Origin of the sequence: Bifidobacterium intestinale (genome assembly GCF_023656765.1) — a bacterium.
In the GTDB taxonomy this organism is placed as follows: Bacteria; Actinomycetota; Actinomycetes; order Actinomycetales; family Bifidobacteriaceae; genus Bifidobacterium; species Bifidobacterium hominis.
Map to the genome: position 1 here is coordinate 200,840 of NZ_JAMOKR010000005.1, position 15,811 is coordinate 216,650.

Annotated in this window: 11 protein-coding genes; 7 read left to right on the plus strand and 4 right to left on the minus strand. The window is 57.2% G+C overall.

What is annotated here, in order from left to right; all coding sequences use genetic code 11:
* The first annotated feature begins 154 nt into the window (after nucleotides 1-154).
* From NBH13_RS07800 to NBH13_RS07830, 7 genes are all read left to right on the plus strand, one after another.
* Nucleotides 155-1,981, plus strand: a complete 1,827-nt coding sequence (locus NBH13_RS07800) for a [protein-PII] uridylyltransferase family protein (RefSeq protein ID WP_250779497.1) — start codon at nucleotides 155-157, stop codon at nucleotides 1,979-1,981.
* 419 nt (nucleotides 1,982-2,400) lie between these two features.
* Nucleotides 2,401-3,849 (plus strand): replicative DNA helicase, encoded by a 1,449-nt coding sequence (gene dnaB, locus NBH13_RS07805; protein ID WP_250779498.1) that lies wholly within the window; start codon nucleotides 2,401-2,403, stop codon nucleotides 3,847-3,849.
* 2 nt (nucleotides 3,850-3,851) lie between these two features.
* Nucleotides 3,852-5,378 carry a Mur ligase family protein gene (locus NBH13_RS07810; protein WP_250779499.1) on the plus strand — a complete coding sequence of 509 codons (1,527 nt, stop codon included), beginning with the start codon at nucleotides 3,852-3,854 and terminating at the stop codon, nucleotides 5,376-5,378.
* A gap of 105 nt (nucleotides 5,379-5,483) precedes the next feature.
* Nucleotides 5,484-6,242, plus strand: a complete 759-nt coding sequence (locus NBH13_RS07815; RefSeq protein WP_250779500.1) for a type 1 glutamine amidotransferase — start codon at nucleotides 5,484-5,486, stop codon at nucleotides 6,240-6,242.
* Between the two features lie 197 nt (nucleotides 6,243-6,439).
* Nucleotides 6,440-6,688 carry a phasin family protein gene (locus tag NBH13_RS07820; RefSeq protein WP_250779501.1) on the plus strand — a complete coding sequence of 83 codons (249 nt, stop codon included), beginning with the start codon at nucleotides 6,440-6,442 and terminating at the stop codon, nucleotides 6,686-6,688.
* Nucleotides 6,689-6,898: 210 nt separating this feature from the next.
* Nucleotides 6,899-8,752, plus strand: a complete 1,854-nt coding sequence (locus tag NBH13_RS07825) for an ABC1 kinase family protein (RefSeq protein WP_250779502.1) — start codon at nucleotides 6,899-6,901, stop codon at nucleotides 8,750-8,752.
* Nucleotides 8,753-9,349: 597 nt separating this feature from the next.
* Nucleotides 9,350-10,414 carry a glycerophosphodiester phosphodiesterase family protein gene (locus tag NBH13_RS07830; protein ID WP_099571110.1) on the plus strand — a complete coding sequence of 355 codons (1,065 nt, stop codon included), beginning with the start codon at nucleotides 9,350-9,352 and terminating at the stop codon, nucleotides 10,412-10,414.
* Between the two features lie 115 nt (nucleotides 10,415-10,529).
* Here the strand turns inward: NBH13_RS07830 and upp are convergent, their stop codons facing one another.
* From upp to NBH13_RS07850, 4 genes are all read right to left on the minus strand, one after another.
* The gene (gene upp, locus NBH13_RS07835) at nucleotides 10,530-11,171 is read right to left on the minus strand and encodes a uracil phosphoribosyltransferase (protein ID WP_099571109.1); all 642 of its coding nucleotides are present in this window, start codon (nucleotides 11,169-11,171) and stop codon (nucleotides 10,530-10,532) included.
* Nucleotides 11,172-11,491: 320 nt separating this feature from the next.
* Nucleotides 11,492-12,235, minus strand: a complete 744-nt coding sequence (locus NBH13_RS07840; RefSeq protein WP_250779528.1) for a hypothetical protein — start codon at nucleotides 12,233-12,235, stop codon at nucleotides 11,492-11,494.
* Between the two features lies 1 nt (nucleotide 12,236).
* The gene (locus tag NBH13_RS07845; protein ID WP_502801765.1) at nucleotides 12,237-13,325 is read right to left on the minus strand and encodes an NUDIX hydrolase; all 1,089 of its coding nucleotides are present in this window, start codon (nucleotides 13,323-13,325) and stop codon (nucleotides 12,237-12,239) included.
* Nucleotides 13,326-13,421: 96 nt separating this feature from the next.
* The gene (locus NBH13_RS07850; RefSeq protein ID WP_250779504.1) at nucleotides 13,422-15,656 is read right to left on the minus strand and encodes an RNA degradosome polyphosphate kinase; all 2,235 of its coding nucleotides are present in this window, start codon (nucleotides 15,654-15,656) and stop codon (nucleotides 13,422-13,424) included.
* Between the last annotated feature and the right edge of the window lie 155 nt (nucleotides 15,657-15,811).

A 15,811-nucleotide genomic window follows, 5' to 3' on the forward strand; every position in this document is an offset into this window, starting at 1 on the left:
TCGGTTTATCAATAGACAGATCCCCGTACGTGCTTCGCGCCGTGCGGGGATTTTCATACGATTTTCGAGTCAGATTTTCTGCCTCGGATTTCCCACTTTCGCTTTTTACCTGCTCAGATTAGCTTGCTTTTGCGAAGATTCATAAGGATTTGCTATGACTTCAGCGGTTGATGGTCTTAAACAACGTTTCATGGATATGAGTCAGCCGGATGCCGACGGCGTGTACCGCAATGGTGCGGCGAAGCGAAAGGCCCGTACGGATTTGGCCATGGATTGCCTGACGAAGTTGTGGCAGGAGGCCTGCCAGACGGTTTCTGTTGACGTTCCACAAACTGGTATTGGTCTTGGTGCGGTGGGCTCGTTGGCTCGCGGCCAGGTGGGCCCGAGTTCCGATCTTGACTTGGTGGTCATTTATGAGCCTCACGCGTTCACTGACCAGCAGCTCAATGAGCTTGCCAACAAATTGTGGTATCCGATTTGGGATTCTGGTCTTGATCTTGACCAGTCGGTGCGTACCTGCGCGCAGTGCGAGGCGGTCACCGACCATGATCTGCCCGCCGCGATGGGTTGGCTGGATGTGGTGCCGATCGCGGGCGATACGCAGCTGATCGAATCCACGGCTGTCTCCATTTTGGAACGTTGGCGTAGGGCCGCCCGCAAGCGCTTGCCCGAATTGTTGAGTTCCGCCAAGTCTCGTTTGGACGAGTTCGGACGTATGGCGTACGGCAATCAGCCTGATATTAAGGAGTCTCGCGGTGGTTTGCGAGATTCCGTGCTGGTCTCCGCGCTTGCCGCTTCTTGGCTTGCCGACCGCCCGCACGGCCAGTATGATGATGCTGTCGAACGGTTGCTGGATGTGCGTGACTGCATTCATTTGGTTGCCAATAAAGACACGAATATGTTGCTCGCTCCCTATCAGGCGAGGGTTTCGGCGATGTTGGGTTTGGCTGATCCGACGTTGCCGAGCGGCGAGCGTGAGGTGAAGTCGATTGATGATTTGCAGACGTTGCTTGCGCGTGTTGGCCGTCAGATCGCGTTTTCGCTTGATTCCACGGCTTCCCGTGCCGAGCATTCGTTGACTCATGAGAAGCCTCGTTTTGCGTTTTTTCAGGTGTTCCAGCCTCGTGGCGGCGGTAAGCGTCAGGCGCCTACGTTTGATGTGGTCGCGCCCGGTATTGCCAAGCATGAGGAGGAGATCGTACTTGCGCCGGGTGCCGATCCGAAGTCTGATCCGTGCCTTGCGTTGCGTGCGGCTGTTGCTGCGGCTGAGTTTGGTCTGCCGATTGCGCCCGGCACGTTGCAGAATCTGAAGTCATGTCCGATTGATGATCGCACGTGGAATGATGAGTCGCGTAGTCTGTTCTTGCGTTTGCTTGCGAGCGGTCCCGCATTGTTGCAGGTGTGGGAGGAGATTGATTTTGTTGATATTCCGGGTCGTTTGATTCCGGAATGGTTGGCGATTCGTAATCGTCCGAGCGCTTCGGCCGTGCATCGTTACACGATTGACCGTCATTCGGTTGAGGTGGTCACGCGGCTTGGCCGTGAAACACCTCGTGGAAACCGTTATGATGATCGGCATTATCAGGCGTTGCTGTTGGCTGGTATTTTGCATGATATCGGCAAGCGTCCGGGGGTTGCCGATCATGCTGCGGAGGGTGCCCGCCATGCGTCTACGGTGTTGAAACGTATGGGTTTTGACCGTGACATTATTTGGTGGGTCACGTTGCTGGTGCGCGAGCATCTTACGTTGTCGGAGTTTGCGACTGGTCAGAATCCTAATGATCCGAATGTCGGCGACGAATTGGCGTCCCGTCTTGACCATGATCCGCTGCTGCTTGACATGCTCTTTGACCTGACTCGTGCTGACGGTTCGTCGTTGGGTGCCACGTCCGGCGAGACTATTTCCAAACAGTACGGATGGAGCAAATGGCGCGAAACCCTTGTCCGAACCATGTACAACGCCACCCGCTACCACATGTGAGGCCGCGTAGGCTGTGAGCGAATGCCCGGCAAAGCGACATGATTGCCGATGCGGTACCCGCCGCGTCGTCGGAAACCCATCGTTTAAGAAAAAGTGGGGAACATATCACCTTCAGTTCACTTAAGCAAGTCAAAACCAGGGGAATGGGCACCCGTACGAAAGATGTCCCCAAGTTGTCCACTTGGTTATCCCCATTTGGTGGATAACTCGATATGTTTTCCACATAGTTATCCCCAGTATGTGGATAACTCGGGTTTTTTCGGCTTTCTTATCCACAGCGAACCGATTCGCGCGTGTTGGGTGATTTCGATCCTGCCAATGCGGAGATTCCTCCAGAATCTCATCGCAACATCATTCGTGAAGCGGCACAGGTATTATGGTTTTTCCCGGTACACCACACATCGAAGAGCTGGAGAAGCATGGCGGAGAGCAATTCTTGGAACAACGGCCTGAATCAAGGGCAAAGCCGCGGTTTTTCAGGCAATGGCAGCACTTCCGGAACATCCGGAGCGGCTATTCGCGACGCCATCTTCGACCGTGTGCCGCCACATGACGACGCCGCCGAAATGGCGGTGCTCGGCGGCATGCTCATGAGCAAAGACGCCATCGGCGAAGTCTCGCAGATGATTGACATCACCGACTTCTACCAGCCGCGCAACCAAACCGTGTACGAAGCCATCATCAACCTGTTCTCCGCATCGCAGCCCGTCGATGCGGTGCTGGTGGCCAACCAGCTGCTCAAAGACGGCGACCTCGAAAAAGTGGGGGGATCCGACTATCTGCACAGCCTCGTCGCATCCGTGCCGACCGCAGCCAACGCAACCTTCTATGCCGACATCATCCACCAGCGTGCCATCTTGCGCAATGTGATCGCAGCCGGCACCAAAATCGCGCAGCTCGGCTACACGGCCGAAGGATCCCAAGCCGAAGACGTCGTCAACCTGGCACAGGCCGAAGTCTACGAAATGTCGACCGGCAAAGTGAGGCAGGATTACGCGCCGATCGGCACCGTCATCACCGACACCCTTGACCAAATCGATCGACTGCAGAACGGCGAAGTCTCCAAGGGCGTACCAACCGGATTCCGCGACATCGACGAAGTGACGCAGGGCCTGCAGCCGGGCCAGATGATCGTCGTTGCAGGACGCCCCGCCATGGGCAAGTCCACGCTCGGCGTCGATTTCGCACGATCCGCCGCGTTGCACCACAATATGACATCCGTGATCTTCAGCTTGGAAATGAGCAAAAACGAACTTGCGCAACGAATTATCTCCGCGGAAACGAATATTCCGTTGGCAGCCATGCGTCGAGCGGAAGATATTACGCAGGAACGTTGGAATATCCTCAATAATCTGCAAGACAAACTGCAGAACGCACCATTATTCATCGACGATAGTCCGAACATGAGTTTGATGGAGATTCGTGCGAAATGCCGCCGATTGAAGCAGACGAACGATCTGAAATTAGTGGTGATCGACTACTTGCAGCTCATGACTTCCGGCAAGGCCGTGGAAAGCCGCCAGCAGGAAGTGTCCGACTTCTCGCGTGCATTGAAGCTGCTTGCCAAGGAATTGGAAGTGCCGGTGGTGGCGTTGAGCCAGCTGAACCGTGGTCCCGAAATGCGTCAGGATAAGAAGCCGCAGCTTTCCGACCTGCGTGAATCCGGTTCTATCGAACAGGACGCCGACGTGGTGTTCCTCGTGCACAGGCCGGACGCCTACGACAAGGAGGACCGCCCGGGCGAGGCCGACATCATCATGGCGAAGCACCGTAACGGCCCGACCGATACCTTCAATCTCGCGTTCCTTGGCGCATACTCCAAGTTCAAAGATATGCCGCAGGACTATCAGAGCCAGCAGGAGGTATAAGCATGACGTGGAACTCATTCGCAACGCCGTTGATTGGCAAAGCCGTGCGTGCGGCCTCACGCCTGGCGCATGGCGGCGGCAGCGCGTTCCCCGGCAAAATCGTGGAACAGATCGACCCGCAATTCCTCGCACGCACGCTACAGCAACTGCCGCTCGGCGTGGTGCTCGTATCCGGAACGAACGGCAAAACCACCACCACTCGTATGGTGGCAAGCATGCTGGAATCGTTGGGATTAAAGGTGTTCACCAACCCGACCGGATCGAACTTCACCCGTGGCGTGGTCTCGTCGCTGCTGGCGGAAGTTTCGCTCGGCGGCAAACTGGACGCCGACATCGCCGTATTGGAACTCGACGAAGCGTACGCGGTGCATTTCGTCAAACAAGTACAGCCCGACTACTGCCTGCTGCTCAACGTGATGCGCGACCAGCTCGACCGTTTCGGCGAAATCGACAATACCGCGAAACTGTTGAGCAAAGTCGCCGAAGCGACCACCGGAACCGTGGTGCTCAATCGTGAGGATCCGCGCATCGCACGACTTGCGGACGTCACACATGCTGAAGATGGTGTGGAAGTGCGCTATTTCGGACTTGACGAGTCGTTGCGCAGCTTCTTTCCTTCCGACGATGACATGCGCACGACGGTTGATACGGAATCGGCAACTGATACTGAAGCTTCAGTTGGTATTGACTTGTCCGAATCTGCAGAATCGGACAAGAATATTGAGATTGACGATTCCTCGGCAATTGCGAAAACTGGGGGAAATGCAGAAAATTCGAAAAATGCAGAGTCTGCGGAACAGCTACCGGCTGACGTGACCCTGCTTGCCGTAGGCGACCATCGTGCCAGCTTCGGCATCGACGGCGAAACGTACGAAACCGGCGTGAAACTGGAAGGTGTGTACAACCTATACAACGCGGCGGCCGCACTGGCCGTCGTGCGAGCGGTCGTAGCCGACGCGCAGGCAATGTTCCTGCCGTTCGAAGAGAACGTAACCGACGAACTATTGCGACAAGTGGGAATCTCACAGCGCATGATCGATTTTGCACACGCCACCACGCAAGCCATGATCGACGCGGCAGCCGAAGTCACTCCGGCGTTCGGACGCGGCGAAGTCATCGACGTAAACGGTTCGCCGGTAGAACTGCTACTCGTCAAAAATCCCATGGGATTCCGTCTGTCGCTCGCATCCTTCACTCCTGAAGGCTGCGATACCATGATCGCCATCAACGACGAGTACGCCGATGGGCGTGACATGAGCTGGTTGTGGGACGTGGATTTCTCCTCGCTGCGAGGCACCGGTGTAGCCATGGTTTCAGGCGTACGCGCATGGGATATGGCGTTGCGCCTCGAATACGACCAAGTGCCGGTGAACAGCGTCAACACGGAACTTGAAGAGGCCGTCTCAACGTTCGTGAACGCAAATCCGGGTACCCCTAAGCACATTTACTGCACGTACACGGCGATGCTTAAAACGCGAGCGGCGCTCGGCAAAATCGCCGAAGTCGCCGACGCTGGCGTGGGCAAGTGACGGCGCGTATCCGCACAATCCGGCAAGACGTGCGAAAAACGCATGAAAATCGGTGCAACGCATGAAAACGCATGAAGAACGTATGAAACGCATGAGGGAGACGATATGAGCCAGACAATCGACATCGTGTCGCTATATCCGAAAGACATGAACATCTACGGCGACTCCGGCAACGTACTCACCATCCAGCGCCGACTCGCGCTGTACGGCTACGAACCGCACGTGCACGCCTACAATCAGGGCGACGCGTGGCCCGAACACGTCGATATGATTCTGGGCGGCGGCGGGCAAGACACCGGCCAGAAGAAAATCGTCGACGACTTCTTCAAACGCGCCGACCTGCTGCGCTCGCTGGCCGCAGACGGCACCCCCATGCTCATGATCTGCGGCCTGTATCAGCTGTTCGGCGAATATTTCGAAACGGTGGATGGTTCCCGACTTGACGGCATCGGCGTGATCGGCGCGTACACGGTCGGTCAGGAAGTGCGCATGATCGGCAATCTGACCGAGCATTCCGCCGATTTCGGCGATATCATCGGCTACGAAAACCATTCCGGCCAGACCTTCCTGCGCGAAGGCGTGCAGCCGCTCGGCACTGTCGACGCGGACGGCACCGGCAACAATGGCGAGGATCATACGGAAGGCGCGCGCGTCAACAATGTGATTGGCACATACATGCACGGCTCGCTGCTGCCGAAGAATCCCGCGATCGCCGATTTTCTGATCCGCACCGCCGCAGAACGCCGGTATGGTTCGTTCGATCCGGCCGCTGCAGGGCAGACGGAAGCGCAGCGTGCGGAACTTGATCGCATCAACACGATTGCCAGCAATGCGCGTCGCGTGGCCATGTCACGTCCGCGCTGATCGGCCGCTCGTTTTTTGGGTGAGTTTCGCACGATCTCACTGTCCTGCGTTTTGCGGCTTCGTTTTCGTTTTTCCGTACGCTGTGGGCATACGGCAGCGAACTTTCCGCAGAATTGCGACAATTGACCAGTTTCGTTGACTTTATTTGTGAAGATAATGCGATAGAGTGGGTACCACCATCACCTAAGGAGGTAATCATGGCTGATTTTGATTTTGGTGACGGCCTGCGTAAGGTCTTTCTCGCCGGCGTTGGCGCTTTGGCGACCACGGTTGAGAAGAGCCAGGAAATCGTTGACGATCTCGTCAAGAAGGGCGAGCTGACCGTCGAACAGGGCAAGGCCCTCAACGCCGAACTCAAGCACAAGGTCGCGGAGGTCAAGGAAGCCTCCGAAGCCAAGACTGCAGAGGAAGTCAAGGAAGCGGAGTCTGAAGCCAAAGCCGAGTAACGTTCAATCGTTCCCATCGCCGTCTGCGCGTCGCATCACGTTCAGACGGCGATTTGCTATGCGCGCCATACGAAACTTGCACGGCATGCGAAACGTTCGAAAAATCGCGTGCGAATCGATAAGAAACGTGCGAATCGCATGAAATACGTGGGACGCAAGCCCCCATGAATCCCACTCATCGTAATCCGACCAACGTTTGCGAGCAGCGATATGTCTTTGAATTCCCCAATCGAGCCGGACGCGGTCCGCCCCGAAAGCGTAGAACCGGTCACACTTTCTGACCGAGTCAACGCGGTCATCAATCCCGCGGCAGACCCCTCGCCCGACGCGGCAGCGGCAACGGCAGCCAAATCCGCGGAAAAAACGGGAATCCCGCAATCGCGCAAACAGAACAGCGCAACCTTTACGCAACCCGAAACCATCGGACTGTTCGGCCCTCGCAAAGACTCATTCTCGCAACGCTACCACCTGACCCGACGCGGCAAACTGAAACGACTCGCGCAAATCGCGCAAATCGTCAACCAGTTCGACATTGTGCACGGACTGACGCCCATCAAAATGCGTCTTATGTTCGAAGCGCTCGGCCCGACCTTCGTGAAAGTCGGACAGATCCTATCCATGCGATCCGAAATCCTGCCCCAATCGTTCTGCGACGAGCTGTCCAAACTGCGCGCCGATGCCGATCCTATGCCGTACGGTACGGTACTGCAGGTGCTTGAGGACGAATATGGTCGTCCTGTTGGCGAGATCTTCGAACATATCAACGCCACGCCGCTTGGCTCAGCGAGTCTTGCGCAGGTACATCGCGCGAAACTTTCTACCGGCGAGGACGTGGCCGTAAAAGTACAGCGGCCGGGAGTGCGCGAAACCATGGCACAGGATGTGTCCATCATGCGCACCATCGCACGAATAGCCGCCAAAACCATGCACAGTGCGCAAGTAGTCGATCTCTCCGGCGTGGTCGAGGAATTGTGGGACACCTTCGAATCGGAAACCGACTTTTTGATCGAAACCCGCAATTTGGCGGAATTCAAACGATTCTGCGAACGCTACAAATACATGGACTGCCCGAAGCCCTACCCGGAACTGTGTACCGAGCATGTGGTGGTCATGGACTATGTGGAGGGCATCTCCGTTTCGCACCCCAACGAACTTATTGAAGCGGGCTACGATCTGAAGGAGATAGGCACCAAACTTGTGGACAACTACGCCACGCAAGTGCTTGACGAAGGCTTCTTCCATGCGGATCCGCATCCGGGTAACATCATGGTGCGCGGCGGGCAGATCGTGCTGCTTGACCTTGGTATGACGGGTCGGCTTAATGCCAAAACCCGTTCCGTGCTGAAGGACATGATCTTTGCCGTCGCCAAACAGGATTCGCCTGCGCTTGCCGACGGTCTGCTGCGTTTCGCCGGTGCCGAGGCCGATCCGGAGGATTATCCGGCGTTATTGGCCGACTTGGACGTGATTGTCAAGGAATTCGGCACAGTGGATTTGGCCGAGCTGGATATCGCCGCCATGCTCACCGCATTGACGCAAATGGCGCAACGCCACGGCATTGAAGTGCCGAGCACCGTCACCACGGTCGGGCGTGCGCTGGTCACTTTGGAAGGCCTGCTCGACGAGTTCATTCCAGACGTGAATATGATTCAGATCATCTCCGACCATATCGCGGCAAGCACGTCGAAGAAGGATTTCGCCAAGGATGAGGCGAAATCGCTGGTTATCGAAGGTCATCAGGCGCTACACAGTCTGCTCGCTGCTGCCAATGAGCTGAAAGTGGCGTCCCGCATGCTCACGCGCGGCCAATTGCGCGTGAATATGGAGATGGTCGGCTCGCAGGAACCGATTCATCTGCTTGCCAACATGGTGAACAGGCTTACGATGGCGCTGATCGTCGTCGGATTGTTCATCGGCTCGTCGATTGTGTACTATGCGGGCATCAAACCGGTGATTTTCGGTATTCCGATCGTTGGTTTCCTCGGCTATGTGATCGCGTTCATTTTGTCCGTCTGGATAGTGTTCGACATTTACTTCAAGGGACGTTCCAACAAAAAACGGTAGTTTTTGTGGTTTTTAGCCCCAGTCTCTGGGCTGAATGTGTGTGCTTGATGCACTCAAGGCACCGCTACGCGGTCTTCGCGGCAAGCCGCTCACTTCGCCTGAGGGAAACCCACTGGGCTTTCCTCTTCACGGCTCAGTGGCCAAGCCTACGGATCCAGCATGCATGTTCGATTCACCGTCCTTTGGGAGTCCGAACCCCACGGACCTGGTGAACTGGGACGTCATCAGCCTCCAATCTGCCCATAACTCGCTTATGTATGGCAGATTTGCGGGTCTGTCCGGATGTATTTCGCTTATGTATGGCAGACACCTTTGCTAAAAAGCCATATAGGGGGTATGAAAACGCTTGTTTTCTGACCCTGTGCTGCCATATATAAGCGAGATGCCTCGTGACACAACTCAAAATCTGCCATATATAGTCAAGATATGGCTCGGCTGTTGGTGGCTTGAGACGGCGACATACGATCGCGGATCGCGTAGGTGGTCGCCGTTTTTGTGATTTATGGGCTAATCTCAGAAGAGACAGATTCGATGGCCGCGAACGGTGCGAACCAATGCGAGAGAATGCGTGAACGGCCATGTAAGGGAGGAAAGCCCATGTCCAAATCATTCGTCAATAAAGTGTTGGCGGGCGGTGCGCTCGCCGCAGGTGCCGCAGTATGGGCGATTGCCCCGCGTACCTTCTCCGACAAGCGTCGCAACTACGTGCCGTCCATTCCCGACGTGTGGTATGCGCACCGCGGTCTGCACGACGCAGGTTCCGGCCTGACTGCGCAATATGCCAATGAAAGCGGCGAATACGTGGCGCTCGCCCGACGTATGGCCATGAAGGCGGGCTATGGCAGTCCCAGCGTGACTGGTGCGATCGCTCCGGAGAACTCGCTTGCGGCGTTTGCCGCGGCCTGCGAGGCGGGTTACGGCATCGAACTTGACCTGCAGATGACCGCCGACGGCGAAATCGTGGTGGTGCATGACGGCGATCTGATGCGCGTCGCCGGAGATCCGCGACGCATCGCCGATCTCACATACGATGAGCTGACCCGTATTCCGCTGTTCCCAACCGACGCCCCCGGTGCCGCCGTCGCCGCGCCGCTGCCGGGCTCGCTTGAGAATCCGCCGCTGGTCACCACACCTGACAGCGCTCCGGAAGGGTATTTCCAGCATGTGCCACTGTTCGCCGACGTGCTCAAGGTAGTGGCGGGCCGTGTGCCGCTGATCGTCGAATACAAGTTCGACGACAATTCCAAGTGGAATCCGCGCGATGTCGAGCTCATGGAAAAGGGCGACGCACTGCTGCAGGCCTATTCCGGCGCGTACGTGATCGAATCGTTCAATCCGGCCGCCGTCAACTGGTACAAGGAGAACCGTCCGGAAGTATGCCGTGGTCAGCTTTCCTGGTGGCCGCAGGGGGAAGAGAAGCCGTCTGATCCTGCTGCGCTCGCCAAGGAATATGCGGCCGGTGCGTTGATTTTCGACTGGATTTCCCGCCCTGATTTCATCGCCTATGATTGGCACGGCGGCAACAGCCCGCAGGTGCGTCTGGCTCGTTTCATGGGTGCCGTTCCCGTGTCGTGGACGGTGCGTAGCCGCGACGAGCTTGCGCAGTGCGACGACTGGTTCGATTACCATATTTTCGAGGCGTTCGTACCGGACGAGCAGTAGAGGTTTTTACATATGATTTCGGCCTGCCGCCGCATGATTTGCGTTGTGGCAGGCCGTTTTTTATTCGATTTACTCGATTGACTGATTGGACCGATTCGGTTGAGCTCTGATTCGGTCAGTCGATCACGCCATACAGACGGTCGCCGGCGTCGCCCAAGCCCGGCACGATGTAGCACTTGTCGTTGAGCTTCTCGTCGACGGCACACAGCACCAGCTTGAACTTGATGGACGGATCGAGGTTCTCCTCAACGAACTTCAGGCCTTCCGGAGCGCCCAGAATGCACACGGCGGTAACATCCTTCGCGCCACGCTCGGCCAGATAATGCGTTGCTGCGACCAGCGTGCCGCCGGTGGCGAGCATCGGGTCGATCAGGAAGCATTGACGGCCGCTCAGATCGTCGGGCAAGCGGTTCGCGTATGTGATCTGCTGGGTCGGGTTCTCCTCGTCGCGCTTCATGCCGAGGAATCCGACTTCGGCGGACGGAATCATCTTGGTCATGCCGTCAAGCATGCCCAGGCCCGCGCGCAGCACAGGCACAATGATCGGTGCCGGGGAAGCGATGTGCTTGCCTACCATAGGAGCGACGGGGGTTTCGATCGGCTTGTCCACGACTTCGATATCGCGGGTGGCTTCGTAAGCCTCAAGCATCACGAGTTCGGAAATGAGCTCGCGGAACGTGGAGGACGGGGTGTTCTTGTCGCGAAGAACGGTGAGCTTGTGGTCCACCAGCGGGTGGTTCAAAACATGAATATCCATGTTTTCTAAGCGTAGTCCATAATTGCGAAGAAAAATGCAGGAACTGAGAAAGGCGCCAAGAAAGACGCTGAAGAATCTTATGAAAAAGCAGTGAAATTTAAAAAGAGGGAAAGCGCCGAACCACGAAAGCGCCTGTCGGCGCAAAGGCCGCTCGCAGCGGCAAAAAATGGAGCCCGGGGCTATGCATGGCCCGGCGCGAATTCCTATTCTACAGATGCTGCAGACCGCACGGTACGCCGTGTCGCGAATTGATATTGCGATTGCTGTGCGGCACATTTAGTAGGGGGTGAAAGAAGCGGATTGCGCTACTCCAGATTGCGCTACTCCAGTTTTCCTCGCCTCCACAGATTCGCCCCATGGCGAAAATCCTTGGCCGTAACAAACAGATTGCCGGCCGTGTGCATCAAGCGGGCCGCTTTCGTGCGTGCTTGCTTTTTCGTGGCGTCCGAGCTTTCCGCTTGTACGGCCTCTGAATTCACCGCCTCCAAGCGTGAGGCCATATTTCGTGCCTCAATGCGCAATCCCAACGCAACCACGTCGGTGAACGCCGCCGCACGTTCCAATGCAATCGCGAAATCGCCGGTGAATGCGCCCGTCAGAATCGAATCGGCGGTATGCGCAATGTCATCTTCCGTGGGTGCCTGGTCAACGCCTGCAATCGCCGAAGCGGTAGTTGCAACCGGTTCTCCGACACGCCACAATCGCGCGATCGACTCACGATTCTTCCTCATCCACGTGCGCAGCACATACAGTCGCCACAGAATGCCCGGCAATGAATCCGGTTCGGCGCTGCTCCACAGTTCGGCGATCACGTCAACGCCCTCGCGGTCCACCAGCGTGAGCACGCGCTCCACGAGTTCGGCATCCTGCGTATGATGCACGCGGTCCAACAGTGCGGCCGCCGAAGCGTGGCTCATCTCGTTGATTTGCGCCGGATCGGCACCTCCCGCGATATTGTCGGCCATCATCTGGTCGAGTTGCCCCGGGCGGGCCGGACGCGGCGATCCGGTGTTGGTGAAACCGGCGGAACGGCTTGGAATAACCGATCCGGAACCGTAATGCATGTTAGTAGACAATGGGCGAAACCTTTTGAATATCGATAATGCTGGGACCTTGCGGCGTATCGATTATAAACAGCGCTACGGCGGTGCCGGTAGGCATGAACGGCGTTTTGGCGATGAGCTGCTTGGAGAGCGCTTTGCGGGCGCATAGTCCGCGCAAGTGATCGAACATGCCTCCGATAACCGGTCGGTGCATGCAGATCGCCGTGGTTTCGCGGGTTTCGAGCGTGAGCTGGATCTGCTTGAGGAACGCCAGCCATGCGATGGTCGGGTGCTCGGCGAAGGCGTCTTCCGTGAGCGCGTCGATGTGTTCCATCGGGCGTTCGGTCTGCCAGCTAAGCACCTGCAGTGTTTCCTGGCAGCGCAGCCATGGTGAGGTTGCGAGGCGGGTTGGGTTGTAGCAGGCGAGTTCGCGGTTGAGTGCGAATGCCGCGGCCGCGCCTTTCGGAGTGATCGGCCGGTTCGCGTCGGTGCCTTTCCAGGATTTGCGCGATTCGGCCTTGGCATGACGCACGATCAGCAGATTCTGCGCGGTCGCGGCACCCTCCTGTACGCGGTCCACGAAGATGGCGAGGGTGTCTTTATCGGTGGAATGCGTGAGGATTTTACGTGCTTCACGTACGGAAACCCACACGATATCGTTGATTTCGCCTACATCTGCGCGATGCACAGGGCCGAATGCGTCAAGCAGATGTTCCGCATCATCTCCGGAAATCGGTTGCGCCATCCAATACAATGTGTGCTTGGTGTCGACGGTGCGATCGTGCGAATGCCGGGTTTTCTTGCCTTCTTCGGATAACGGATACTCGACTTCGCACAGATAAGGGCCGAGTGCAATGGAAACGCCTGTCTCCTCGCCGATTTCTCGTACTGCGGCATGACGATGCGATTCGCCTTGCTCAAGTTTGCCTTTCGGCCAGCTCCAGTCATCGTACTTTGGTCGATGCACGATGCACACTTCAATGTTGTTGAGTTGTTCTTTTGGAGATTTCTGTGCTGCGATTGCCGGATTTTCAGCGATTTCGCTGCCGGCTTTCCACCGCCATACAATACCCCCGGCGGCTTCTACGACGCGTCTCATGTTCTCTCCCATATCTTTCATTGTAAGTGGTAGGCGCGGTTATTGTTCATGATCGAGCAATGAAAATGGCCGATCCTGCAATTGCAAAATCGGCCATTTTCGCGGAACTTAGTGCCTTGCCGGTCGGCGCGTATGCTTCTTGATGAGATATTCCTGGGAATCGACCAGCGGGCGACCCTCCTCATCCTTCGCATGACGCACGTAGGTGCCGTCGGCTGCCATGTGCCACGAGGTGGTGGAATCGGCCATCTGCAGATCCACGTACTTGATCAGTTCATCGACCTGCTCCGGAGCGGTGATACGCACCAGCGCTTCGACTCGACGGTCGAGATTGCGGTGCATCAGATCGGCGGAACCGATCCACACTTCCGGACCTGCGGCCGGGCCTTCACCGATCTGTGGACCATCGGAGTTCGCGAATGCGTAGATACGGCTGTGTTCGAGGAAACGGCCCAGAATGGAACGCACGCGAATGTTCTCGGAAAGTCCCGGAACACCCGGCTTGAGTGCGCAGATGCCGCGTTCCACGATGTCGATCTTCACGCCGGCTTGGCTTGCACGGTACAGTGCGTCGATGGTCTTCTCGTCAACGATGGAGTTGACCTTGATCTTGATCCATGCTTCCTTGCCTGCGCGTGCGGCATCCTCTTCGCGGCGGATGCGCTGAATCAGGCCGGAACGTACGGTACGCGGCGCCACCAGCAGACGGTGGAAGCTCGACTTCGGAGCATAGCCGGACAGCTGGTTGAACAGGCGGGTCATATCCTGGCCGACCACCGGGTCGCACGTCAGCAAGCCGAGATCGGTGTAAATACGGGCGGTCTTCGGGTTGTAGTTACCGGTGCCCACATGGCAGTAGCGGCGCAGGCCGTCGGCTTCCTGACGCACCACAAGGCTCAGCTTGCAGTGGGTCTTCAGTCCCACGATGCCGTACACCACGTGCACGCCTGCGCGTTCCAGCTTGCGTGCCCATGCGATGTTGGCGTCTTCGTCGAAGCGTGCCTTGATTTCGACCAGTGCCAGCACCTGCTTGCCCGCATGTGCCGCGTCGATGAGCGCGTCGATGATCGGGGAGTTGCTGGACGTACGGTACAACGTTTGCTTGATGGCGAGCACCTTCGGATCCGCCGCAGCCTGCGCTAGGAACGCCTGAACGGAGGTAGAGAACGAATCGTATGGGTGATGCAGGAGGATATCGCGTTCGCGAATCGCTGCAAAAATGTCTTGCGCGCGGGACGACTCCACCTCAGCAATCTGACGATTGGTGGTCGGCACGAACGAACGGTACTTCAAGTCCGGACGGTCGATGCCGCCAAGTTCGAAGAGCACGGTCGCATCGAGCGGTGCCGGCAGACGGTACACCTCATCGGCGCTGACGCGCAGCTGGTCGGCGAGCAGCTGGGAAAGGAACGGGCTGGTCTCGTCGGAAATCTCAAGACGGATCGGCGGTCCGAAACGACGGCGCAGCAGCTCCTTCTCCATGGCGTTGAGCAGGTTTTCTGCATCATCCTCTTCCACGTCGATATCTTCGTTACGGGTGACGCGGAAGGAACGTGCTTCCTTGATGATCATGCCTGGGAACAGGGATTCCAAGTGCGCGATGATCAGATTCTCCATGGTGATGAAGCCGTAGCGCACGTCGGTGGCATCGTCGTCGGTCATGTCGTCGACGGGCACGAGACGGTTCAGGTTTCCAGGAATCTTCACTCGTGCGAAGTGGGACTTGCCGGAAGCTGGATTCTCCACGAGCACAGCGAGGTTGATGGAACCGCCGGAAATGTACGGGAACGGATGGGCCGGGTCCACGGCGAGCGGCGTCAGAACAGGGAATACCTGCTGACGGTAGTAGCGAGACAGGCGCTCCTGCTCGGCTGCGGTGAGCTTGTCCCAGCTCAGAAGCACGATCTGTTCCTTCGCCAGGTCGGGAAGAATGTGATCGATCATGTAGTGCGCGTGCTCGTCCTGCAGGCGGTGCGCCTGCTCGCTGATGGCGCGCAGCTGCTGCCTTGGGCTCAATCCGGAGGCTGCCGTCACGGCGATGCCGGTGTCGATGCGGCGCTTCAGGCCTGCGACGCGAACCATGAAGAACTCGTCGAGGTTGTTCGCGAAGATCGCGGCGAAGCTTGCGCGTTCAATGATCGGCAGGTCCTCGTCCTGAGCGAGTTCGAGGACGCGCTTGTTGAACTTCAGCCAGCTCAACTCGCGGTCGAAGAAGCGGTCGTTCGGCAACGGTTCTTCGCCGGCCTGAAGCTCACGCTTATCGTTTTTATCGGTCTCGGCGATATGCTCAGCTATCTGGCTGCGCAAGATCGCCTTTGAGGGTGCGTCAAAAATCTGTGCCATACTTTCCTACTTTATCCTTAAGTAGCGGGACATGCCGTCAAAAGCGTCAAAATTTAGCAGGAGTTAACATTCGTTCGTTCGTATGCAAAATAAAGCGTCGACACGCCGTCTTTTTGCAGCAAACGCACGCAATCAAACAAACACGCCGCGCGTTT